The sequence below is a fragment of the Rhodococcus sp. IEGM 1372 genome, assembly GCF_030056835.1.
Taxonomy (GTDB): Bacteria; Actinomycetota; Actinomycetes; order Mycobacteriales; family Mycobacteriaceae; genus Rhodococcoides.
This window is the reverse complement of the sequence record NZ_JASHKS010000071.1, coordinates 1-9,238: the sequence shown is the minus strand read 5'-3', so window position 1 is coordinate 9,238 and position 9,238 is coordinate 1. Positions and strand designations below refer to the sequence as shown.

The window sequence follows — 9,238 nt, the reverse complement described above, 5'->3', positions numbered from 1 at the left end:
TGAGCTCGGCGTGTCGAACCAAGGACCGGATCAACCGTTATTCAGACAGTCCCTTTCGGGGGTCAATGTCACATCGAGTGGACTCCAGGGGCGGAAGGGGTGGGGCGGCGATAGGTCACTTGTGGGTAATTGTCGGCATTCGTGACGCTGGCGTGCACGTTGTATACCGTGCGCACCAGGTGTTCGGTGATCACTTCGTTCGGGGTTCCCGATGCCACGATGGCGCCGTTGTTCAAGACGATGATGCGGTTGCAGAACATGGCGGCGAGGTTGAGGTCGTGGAGGGCGATGTAGCTGCTCAGGGGTAGGCCTGCGACGAGGGTGAGGATGTCGAGTTGATGTTGTATGTCGAGGTGATTGGTCGGCTCGTCGAGCAGTAGTTCGGTGGGTTGTTGGGCGAGTGCGCGGGCGATCTGGACTCGTTGGCGTTCGCCGCCGGAGAGGGTGTGCCATCGTCGGGTGGCTTTCGATGCCATGGCGGTGTCGGTGAGTGCTCGTGCGATGGCGGCGTCGTCGTCGGCTGCGTCGCCGCCGAGGATGCCGTGATGTGGGATGCGGCCTAAGCGGACGACGTCGCGGACGCTGATGTCGACGTCGGTGTCGGAGTGTTGGTCGACCATTGCCACGCGTCTGGCGATGCGGCGTCGACGCAGTGTTCGGAGGTTGTCTCCGTCGAGCAGCACGTCGCCGCTGTCGGGGGCGACGATGCCGGCGAGGATTCGCAGTAGCGACGATTTGCCCGAGCCGTTGGGGCCGATCAGGCCGATGGTCTCGCCGGGTTCCGGCGCGAAGCTGATCCCGTCGAGAATTGGATGCCCACCGCGGGTCCATCGAAGGTCTTTGGCGTGCAGTGTCATCGGGACCTCCGTAGCCGGAAGAGAATGAGGGCGAAGGCCGGGACGCCGATCAGAGCGGTGACCACTCCGACGGGAATTTCCTGCGGCGCGAACACCGTTCGGGCGATCGTGTCGACCCAGACCATGAAGATTGCGCCGATCACCACCGTCGTCGGGAGCAGTCTTCGGTGGCGCGCTCCCACGAGGAAGCGGGCGGCATGCGGAAGCACCAGCCCTACGAATCCGATGGCTCCGGCGGCACTGACGAGGGCGGCTGTGATCAGTGCGGTGATGACCAGCAACAGGATTCGCACATATTTCACCGGAACGCCGAGCGATGCGGCCGCGTCGTGCCCGAAGGTGAAGGCATCGAGGGCAGAGGTGTTGAACAGGCACACCACCATTCCCAACAGTGCTACAGCACCGCACAGTGCCACGTCTGTCCAGTCGGCACCGCTCAGCAAGCCGAGCAGCCAGAACAGCACTCCCCTCGTTTGTTCGGCATCGGCCGAGGATATGACGATGAACGACGTCAGAGCTGAGAACAGTTGTGTACCGGCCACTCCCGCGAGTACGACGCGGTCGTTGCCTCCACCCGCACCTGCGGCGAGCAGCATCACCAGGACGAACGACAACAGCGCTCCGGCGAACGCCCCGGTGGACAGCGACAGTGCGCCGCCGCCTACGCCGAGCACTGCGACGACGACGGCACCGGTGGACGCGCCCGACGAGATACCCAATACGAACGGGTCGGCCAACGGGTTGCGCAACAGCGATTGCATGATGGCACCGCACAGCGCGAGGCCTGCGCCGCAGATGGCCGCGAGCAATGTTCGGGGCAACCTCAACTGCCAGACGATACCGTCCTCGATGCGACTCACTTCGGCCGCGCCGATCCCGATGTGCCCCAGTATCACTCGATACACATCGGATACCGACACGCTGGCGGGGCCGATCGTCACGGCCACGCCGATCGAGAGCACCAACACCACGAGGCCACCGAGCAGAAGCGGGATCAGCAATCCGCGATCTGTCCGGCTCATGGGGTGGTCGATCCCCAGTTCTGCAGAGCCGCCGCAACTTTCTCGACCCCGTCGATCGTGCGGATCGACGGGTTGAGGTCGGCACCGTTGACGACGATGTACCGCTTGTCCTCGACGGCGGTGAGCCGACTGGTGACTGAATTCGATTCCAGGAAGGCGATCTTGCTGTCGAGAGCATCACCGGCGATGCTCCGCCGGCTCAGGTCGGCGAGCACGAGCGCGGTGGGATCGCGATCGAGGACACTCTCCCAATTGACCTGTGGCCATTCGTCGGTGGTGTCGGCGTAGATGTTCTGGGCACCGACGGATTCGGTGATGATTCCCGACGACCCACAGCATCCGGCCATGTACGGGGTATCGGTGTCGGCGAACCAGTACGCCAACGTCACACCCGAGGCGTCGACGGCTCCTGATGCTTTCGCGAAGCGATCCTGCAGCTCGCCGACAAAGCGTTCGCCGCGATCACGCACGTCGAAGATGGCTGCGAGGTCGCGAATCTCCTGGTAGACGGTCTCGATCTCGAGCGGCGCCGTACGCGCGCCGTCGGAGTTGACACTGTCGTCGGTCTTGCCGTTGCAGTCGGTGGGAGAAAGGTAGCTCGGCACACCGAGCTGCTCGAACTGGTCCCTGTCGGCTACTCCTCCGGGCCCGAGAGTGCCGCCGAACGACGCGGACACGAAGTCGGGCTCGGCGTCGAGCACCACCTCGAGCGAGGGTTTGTTGTCCGCCAACCTTGGCACCTTCGCGTTCTCGGATTCGAGGTTTGCGCGGACGGGGTCGGTCCAGGTGGCGGTGCCGACCATCCGGTCGGCGAGGCCGAGCGAAAGAAGAATTTCCGTCGAACCCTGATTCAACGACACCGCACGCTGAGGCGGGGCGTCGACGACGACGTCGCGGCCGCAATTGTCGATCGTCAGCGGATAGTTTCCGGTGGTCGGGGTGGCCGCGACGGTTGTCGCAGTGGACGAACAACCGGCGAGGACGAGGATCGAGACAGCGCCTAGGACGGCGAGAGTGGTACGCATCGTGAAGAGCTTCCTGCTGAGGGCTCGTGTCGCGGACCCGCGGATGGAGGTGAATCACGACGTCCGAGCATTCGGACTTCGAGCTCTCACCCGTCACCGTTGCGCGCCAGCTCCGGAATTGCACCGGATTCCCTCGTTCGTCGCTTGCTGACCCTATCGTGCGGGGGACCTCGACGGTCAGCGTGTCGCTGCGGCCACCGGCTCCTGGGCGTAGCTGCGCGGAAAGGTGTTGCGTGCCAACACGACCACGACCATCGCGGCGGCGACGAGCGCCGTCGCAGCAGCCGTGACGGCCACGATGCCGCTGAAGTCGATCACCACACCGCCCACCAGGGCTCCCGTCGCGATCGCCAACTGGAAGGCAACGACATAGATCGCCGACGCCTTGTCCGCATCGGCCGGCGCCGCTCTGACCACTGCCGATTGGATGCACACCGGGAGGGTGGTGAAGGCCAGTCCCCACAGGGCGATCGCAGCGACCGCGAACACGGCCAAGCTGCCCGGCGCTCCGATCACGGTGCACCAGAGAACTGCAACCGCAGCGGTCACTGCGCCCAGAGCGGCGATGGTCGAGTACCGAGGCCACCGGTCGTAGGTTCTGCCGATCACCCAGATTCCGATCACTCCGAACAGCCCGTACAACATCAACATCAGAGTCAGAGTGGTGCCGGCCGACCCGATGGCACGGTCGACGATCACCGAGAAGTAGGTGTACGCGGCAAAATGACCGAGAACGGCCAGGAACGTCACTCCACACAGAACGGCCAGGGTGCCGTCGAGCACCCGCGGTGTCTTTTTCGTCTCCGAAGCCGCCCGGGTGACCGGTAGTGCCGGGAGGACGAAATAGAGCGCCACCGCGATTGCTGCGGCGACGACACCGAGAATCGTTGCGGCCGTCCGCCATCCGAACCATTGGCCGAGGGCGGCGGTGAGTGGGTTGCCGGCAACCAACGCCAGCGAGGTACCGGCGTACACCGTCGCGATGGCCTTGCCCTGCTTACCCGGTAGCGCAAGCGATGCCGCGACGGGCGCGACGACAGCCCAGAAGACGCCGTGCGTTGCCGCGCAGAGCATTCGGGAGATCACCAGCATCGGATATCCGACCGATACTGCCGAGAGGAGTTGCGAGAGTGCCAGTGCGGCAACGGTGATGACGACGAGACGCCGTCGGGGCCACTCGCGCACGAACCGGATCAACGGCATCGTCATCACCGCAACGCCGTACGCATAGAAGGTCAGCAGGAGACCAACGGCGGATTCGCCGACACCGAGGTCGCCGGAGATCTCGGGGAGCAACCCCACGGGCAGTGTTTCCGCAGTGACGTAGATGAATGCGGCTGCGGCGAGCACCAGCAGTTTCGGTAGCGGCGACGACATGCTGTGTATCGTTACACACAGTCCGTACAGCGCGCTACAGTGGGCCGGTGAACACTCGGGTGACCATGGCTGACGTCGCAGCGTCCGCGGGCGTGTCCACCATGAGCGTCTCGTACACCTACAACCGACCGAGCCGGGTATCGGCAGCCACACGCGATCGGGTGTACGAGGCAGCCGCCACCCTCGGATACGCCGGTCCCAACCGCACGGCCCGGTCGCTGCGCAGTGGCAGGCACAACAGCATCGGCGTCGTCCTCGGCGAGAAGCTCACCTATGCATTCGAGGATCCCCAGGCTCGACGCTTTCTGTCCGGTATCGCCGAAGCATGTCTGGACGCCGACACCGCGCTGGTCATGCTGCCGAACCTGCACCGCGACACCGACAATGCACGCATCCGAGACGCACAGGTCGACGGGTACATCGTGTGGACCACCGAGATCGACGACCCCCTGCTCGACGTGCTCGTCGACACCGGCAGGCCGACGTGCATCCAGGGCGGGCCCGACCATCCCGGCCTGAACTGGATCACCATCGACGACCGAGCGGCAGCCGAAACCGTTGCCACCGTCGCGTTGAACAGCCGATCTCGCCCTGCCATCGTCGCTCTCCGGCCCGATACCCGACGCGAATCGACGATCGTGCGTGGCGCGGACGCGTCGGACATCTCGATGCCGGTGACCCGAGCCCGACTCGAAGGCTACCGAGACGCCTGTGTGCAGCTCGGACTCGACTGGTCGACGGTTCCGACACTGTTCACCACCGACAACGCCCGCGCAGAAGGCGACCGAGCCGCCCGACTGTTGTTGCAGGACAATGCCATCGACACATTGCTCGTGATGAGCGACGAGCTTGCCCTCGGAGTGCTCGACGCCGCGGCCGCATCCGGAATCAACGTTCCGGAGCAATTGGCCGTCACCGGATGGGACGACTCCCCCGCCGCAGCCGACGCCGGATTGACCACCGTCGCGCAGTCGCTGTTCGATCAGGGTCGGTCGGCGGCCCGGTGGGTTCTCGGACTCAGCGACACTGTGGACGATGCGATCTGGAGCATCGAAAGACGATTGTCGACAGGACGCGCAAATGGCCGACAAACCAAGGAGAGCATGATCTAATAGCTTCATAAAAGGGGATGTTCCCTGTTTATAGCGCTGAACCAGACTCGTGGGCTAGTATCGCTCGTGGCTATCCGGCCATGAGGGGGAACAATGAGCCGAGAGCACGACGCGCCGCCCCGTCATGTCGCCGCCGTGTCCGGAACTGCATCCGGAACCGCAGCCCGGCGCGACGCGTTGACCGGACTCCCTAACCGCGACGAGATTCTTGCCCTCATCACCGCCGAGCTCGACGGACGCACCCCGGGTCGCCAGTTCAGTGTCCTGCTGGTCGACATCGACGGATTCCGAGAATTCAACGACGCCCTCGGCCCCGCGCAGGGCGACGACCTGCTGTGCATGATCGCCGATCGCCTCCTTGCCTCCACCCGCCCCGGCGACACCATCGGCCGACTCACCGGCGACGAATTCGTCGTCATCGCCCGAGGCTCCCACTCCATAGCCGCGCGCGCCCTGGCTGCCGGTTTCGCGAGCATCTTCGAGCCCGCCTTCGAGCTTGGCGACCGCCAACTCACCCTCACAGCCAGCGTCGGAGTCGCCTCCAGCACCGACACCGACATCAGCGCCACCCAACTGGTTCACAACGCCGCCGCAGCAATGCATGCCGCCAAGGCCGTCGGACGCAACGAACACCACGTCTTCACCGACGAGCTGCACCACACCAACCGCACCCGACTCGAACTCATCGAACGACTGCGCGGCATCGCCATGGTCGAGCGCGAACTGACGATGGTCTACCAACCCATCGTCGAGCTCACGACAGGAACGGTCGTCGGAGTCGAAGCACTCATCCGATGGAACCACCCCGAACTCGGCCTACTGATGCCCGACACCTTCATCCCCCTCGCCGAGGACTCCGACCTCATCGTCCCGCTGAGCATGTGGATTCTCGCCGAGGTCGCGCACACCATCGCCGACTGGCAGACCCGCAACATCCACCTCCAAGTGGGCGTCAACATCAGCCCAGCCCACTTCGCCACCGGAAGCCTCGCCACCGACGTCATCGACATCGTCGACACGTACGGCATCCAACCCGGCCGGCTCGCCCTCGAACTCTCCGAATCACAGACACTGCACGACCTCGACGCCGTCCACTACCAACTGCGCGACGTCCAACGCCACGGCGTCCTCATCGCCATCGACGACTTCGGCTCCGGCTTCTCCTCCCTCGAACGACTCGCCACCCTCCCTGTCGACACCCTCAAGATCGACAAATCGCTGACCCAACACCTCGACAGCGACAACCTGCACCGACGCCGCGCCATGACCACACTCTGCACAGCCCTCGTCGACGTCACCACCACCCTCGGCAAAGACACCGTCATCGAGGGAATCGAGACACCGGAACAACTCCAGGTCTGCACCGACATGGGCGTAACCTTCGGCCAAGGACACCTACTCGGACGCCCCATGTCCGTTGCGGCACTCGAACAATTCATCACCCGACACAGCACCCACAGCGAATCCGCATAACCCGAGGAACCGAACGTGAAGATCGACAACGAAGTCCAACGCTTCACCGACGCACCCCGAGCCCAACTCTCCACCATCAACCCCGACGGCACACCACACCTGGTACCGATCGTCTTCGCCGTCGCCCCCACCGGCGACCGCATCTACACCGCCATCGACTGGAAACCCAAAACAACCCGAAAACTCCAGCGACTCGACAACATCCGCGCCGACCCCGCCGTCAGCCTCATCGTCGACCACTACACCGACGACTGGTCCCAACTCTGGTGGATCCGCGCCGACGGAAGCGCCCATATCGCCGAAACCTCCAGCGCCGAAGGCACATCGGCCACCGACGCCCTGGTCGCGAAATACAGTCAATACAAAAACAACAGACCCGAGGGTCCAGTCATCATCATCGACAAACTGTCCTGGAGATCCTGGTCGGCTTCCTGACCCCGCCCCCTGCCCCCCTTTTTGACCACTCAATGTGACATTCGGTGGCCTTTTCGCCCGTCAATGGCACATCGAGTGGACTGCGGGCGGGTGACAGTGCAATGAAATTCGATGGCCAGTCGGATGCATTGTTGACACACTGCTGACCATGCACGACGCGCCTTCCGAACGGATTGTGACCGATCGCCTCGTCATTCGTCGCGAGGAGGCCGATGATGCCTGTGCTGTTGCCGACGTGATCGATCGGCCGCAATCTCGTTCACCTTTCGCCCTGGATGGGGTGGGCGACGGCCGAAGCTGCACGAACGTCGGCGCAACTCGCTCGTATCGCCGACGCCGTCGAGCAGTGGGATGCCGGGAAGATGTTCGACTACGGAATCTTCGGCCTCGAAGGCGGCGCATTTCTGGGCAAGATCGGGATGCATCGCCGAATCTGCCCGCACGGAATCGAATTGGGTTACTGGCTCGACGCCCGGGCCGAGGGACGTGGGGTGATCAGCGAGGCCGTCGCGGCGCTCATGCGGGAGGCTTTGAGGCTGGACGGAATCATCCGAGTTGAAATTCATTGTGATGCAGCGAATTTCAGAAGTCAGGCCGTGCCCAGACGGCTTGGCTTCGTTCTGGACAGGATCGAGGATCAACCGATCGCCGCTGCGTCCGAGACCGGCGAGCACATGGTCTGGGTGTATCAGCCCGACCGGCGATAAGTCTGATCCGCTCGTGGTCGGACCGTGACGTTCGGGCGCGGTCGAGCCTTGGCCTGCTCGTAGCGCGCCCGAAGGTCGGCCAATACGCGTTCCGGATCATCCCGAATATCACTCGGCAGATGTGTCACCACGATGAGGCCGGCATTCTGCGCTCGTTCACGACGCGCCACCGTCGCCTTGTGTGCCGCAGGCGAGAGGTGGTGCTCCAGCGAATCGATCTCCCAATCCAATGCCACGTCGTCGAGCCAATTGTCAGCGATCAACAAGAACTTTCCCCGCTCGTCGTGGACGACCACGTTGTGCTGCATCGGCGGAAGTCCACTGCGCGCGTACAGCTTCTGGGCCTGGGCTTCGGCAACGGAATGCGCGCCGGCTGCCAACTCCCGCAACACCCGTCGTGGCATCGCCGTTCCTCGTGTACTACCGGCGTCGAGCTCCTTCATGATCGCATCCACGGTGGCCGCGCCTCGCTGCACGACATTGGCAATCAGCGCCATGCACTGCTCGGCATTCTTCATTCGTCGAACCGCATCGCACAAGCACCGAACGATCGGCGCAACGCGGAGTCCCGACTTCATCTCCGCCGTCGGCATACGCCACGTTCGCTCCACCACCGCGAAGTTCACGGACTTCCGATGTTGCGGCTCGGGAATCAGGGCGAAAGTCTCGTCCAACGAGCCCGACGTGCCCAGTCCATGCAACGCCAACCCTGCCCGACCGCTGATGACAGCATCTTTGCCGCAGTAAATTGCCACCGCGGTGGCGCGCTCCATCGGCGTCAGCGAGCGATTCTTCAAGAACACCAACCCAGGTAGTGCCCGTGACCAGCTGCCGTCCGGCTGGGTGCGTCGAACGATTGTCTTCGACGCCACCCCGAGCTCGAGGAGATGCGCTGTCCTCATGAAACCGCGATCGGACGCGGCCGCAATCACCTTCGCATCGATTCGTGGTCCACCCCGTTTCATGCCCTTGATGATGCACAATCCAGAAACCCCGAATCCGACACGACGATGGGAAACACATTGCCCTGTGGATAACTCACGTCCTGTGGACAAACTCCGCCCACGAGCGCCTCACCAAGATCGAGTGCACTCGGCAAGCCGCTGCCCGCACTCGACCCGAGGTCCACTCGATGTGCCATTGACTGGCGAAAAGGCCACTGAAGGTCGCATTGAGTGGGACTGTCTGAATAACGGTTGATCCGGTCCTTGGTTCGACACGCCGAGCTCA

General features: G+C 63.7%; 9 protein-coding genes and 1 riboswitch. Of the genes, 4 read left to right on the top strand and 5 right to left on the bottom strand.

Annotated elements, in window-relative coordinates; all coding sequences use genetic code 11:
- Positions 1-68: 68 nt before the first annotated feature.
- The 4 genes from QM590_RS25355 to QM590_RS25340 all read right to left on the bottom strand — a co-directional run bounded on the left by QM590_RS25355 (position 69) and on the right by QM590_RS25340 (position 4,281).
- Positions 69-857 carry an ABC transporter ATP-binding protein gene (locus QM590_RS25355; RefSeq protein WP_269596828.1) on the bottom strand — a complete coding sequence of 263 codons (789 nt, stop codon included), beginning with the start codon at positions 855-857 and terminating at the stop codon, positions 69-71.
- Positions 854-1,879, bottom strand: a complete 1,026-nt coding sequence (locus tag QM590_RS25350) for a FecCD family ABC transporter permease (protein WP_269596829.1) — start codon at positions 1,877-1,879, stop codon at positions 854-856. Before QM590_RS25350 ends, QM590_RS25355 begins: the two co-directional genes overlap by 4 nt.
- The gene (locus QM590_RS25345) at positions 1,876-2,904 is read right to left on the bottom strand and encodes an ABC transporter substrate-binding protein (protein WP_269596830.1); all 1,029 of its coding nucleotides are present in this window, start codon (positions 2,902-2,904) and stop codon (positions 1,876-1,878) included. Before QM590_RS25345 ends, QM590_RS25350 begins: the two co-directional genes overlap by 4 nt.
- 19 nt (positions 2,905-2,923) lie before the next feature.
- A riboswitch (cobalamin riboswitch) is annotated at positions 2,924-3,038 on the bottom strand.
- 43 nt (positions 3,039-3,081) lie between these two features.
- Complete coding sequence (locus QM590_RS25340) at positions 3,082-4,281, bottom strand: MFS transporter (protein WP_269596831.1); 1,200 nt, start codon at positions 4,279-4,281, stop codon at positions 3,082-3,084.
- 47 nt (positions 4,282-4,328) lie between these two features.
- On the opposite strand from QM590_RS25340, the gene QM590_RS25335 reads away from it, so the two are divergent.
- The 4 genes from QM590_RS25335 (at position 4,329) to QM590_RS25320 (ending at position 8,008) form a co-directional block, all read left to right on the top strand.
- Positions 4,329-5,393, top strand: a complete 1,065-nt coding sequence (locus QM590_RS25335) for a LacI family DNA-binding transcriptional regulator (protein ID WP_269596832.1) — start codon at positions 4,329-4,331, stop codon at positions 5,391-5,393.
- Positions 5,394-5,486: 93 nt separating this feature from the next.
- Positions 5,487-6,866, top strand: coding sequence for a putative bifunctional diguanylate cyclase/phosphodiesterase (locus QM590_RS25330; protein ID WP_269596833.1), 1,380 nt, complete (start codon positions 5,487-5,489; stop codon positions 6,864-6,866).
- Between the two features lie 15 nt (positions 6,867-6,881).
- Positions 6,882-7,301, top strand: coding sequence for a TIGR03668 family PPOX class F420-dependent oxidoreductase (locus QM590_RS25325; protein ID WP_269596834.1), 420 nt, complete (start codon positions 6,882-6,884; stop codon positions 7,299-7,301).
- A 275-nt stretch (positions 7,302-7,576) separates the two neighbouring features.
- Complete coding sequence (locus QM590_RS25320) at positions 7,577-8,008, top strand: GNAT family N-acetyltransferase (RefSeq protein WP_269596835.1); 432 nt, start codon at positions 7,577-7,579, stop codon at positions 8,006-8,008.
- On the opposite strand, the gene QM590_RS25315 is transcribed toward QM590_RS25320, so the two are convergent.
- Positions 7,990-8,973, bottom strand: a complete 984-nt coding sequence (locus tag QM590_RS25315; RefSeq protein ID WP_269596836.1) for a hypothetical protein — start codon at positions 8,971-8,973, stop codon at positions 7,990-7,992. The genes QM590_RS25320 and QM590_RS25315 overlap by 19 nt on opposite strands.
- Positions 8,974-9,238: the final 265 nt, after the last annotated feature.

Excerpts from the sequence above, each read along its gene's own strand:
- QM590_RS25355 (WP_269596828.1), bottom strand. The coding sequence starts at position 857 with ATGACACTGCACGCCAAAGACCTTCGATGGACCCGCGGTGGGCATCCA.
- QM590_RS25350 (WP_269596829.1), bottom strand. The coding sequence starts at position 1,879 with ATGAGCCGGACAGATCGCGGATTGCTGATCCCGCTTCTGCTCGGTGGC.
- QM590_RS25345 (WP_269596830.1), bottom strand. The coding sequence starts at position 2,904 with ATGCGTACCACTCTCGCCGTCCTAGGCGCTGTCTCGATCCTCGTCCTC.
- QM590_RS25340 (WP_269596831.1), bottom strand. The coding sequence starts at position 4,281 with ATGTCGTCGCCGCTACCGAAACTGCTGGTGCTCGCCGCAGCCGCATTC.
- QM590_RS25330 (WP_269596833.1), top strand. The coding sequence starts at position 5,487 with ATGAGCCGAGAGCACGACGCGCCGCCCCGTCATGTCGCCGCCGTGTCC.
- QM590_RS25320 (WP_269596835.1), top strand. The coding sequence starts at position 7,577 with ATGGGGTGGGCGACGGCCGAAGCTGCACGAACGTCGGCGCAACTCGCT.
- QM590_RS25315 (WP_269596836.1), bottom strand. The coding sequence starts at position 8,973 with ATGAAACGGGGTGGACCACGAATCGATGCGAAGGTGATTGCGGCCGCG.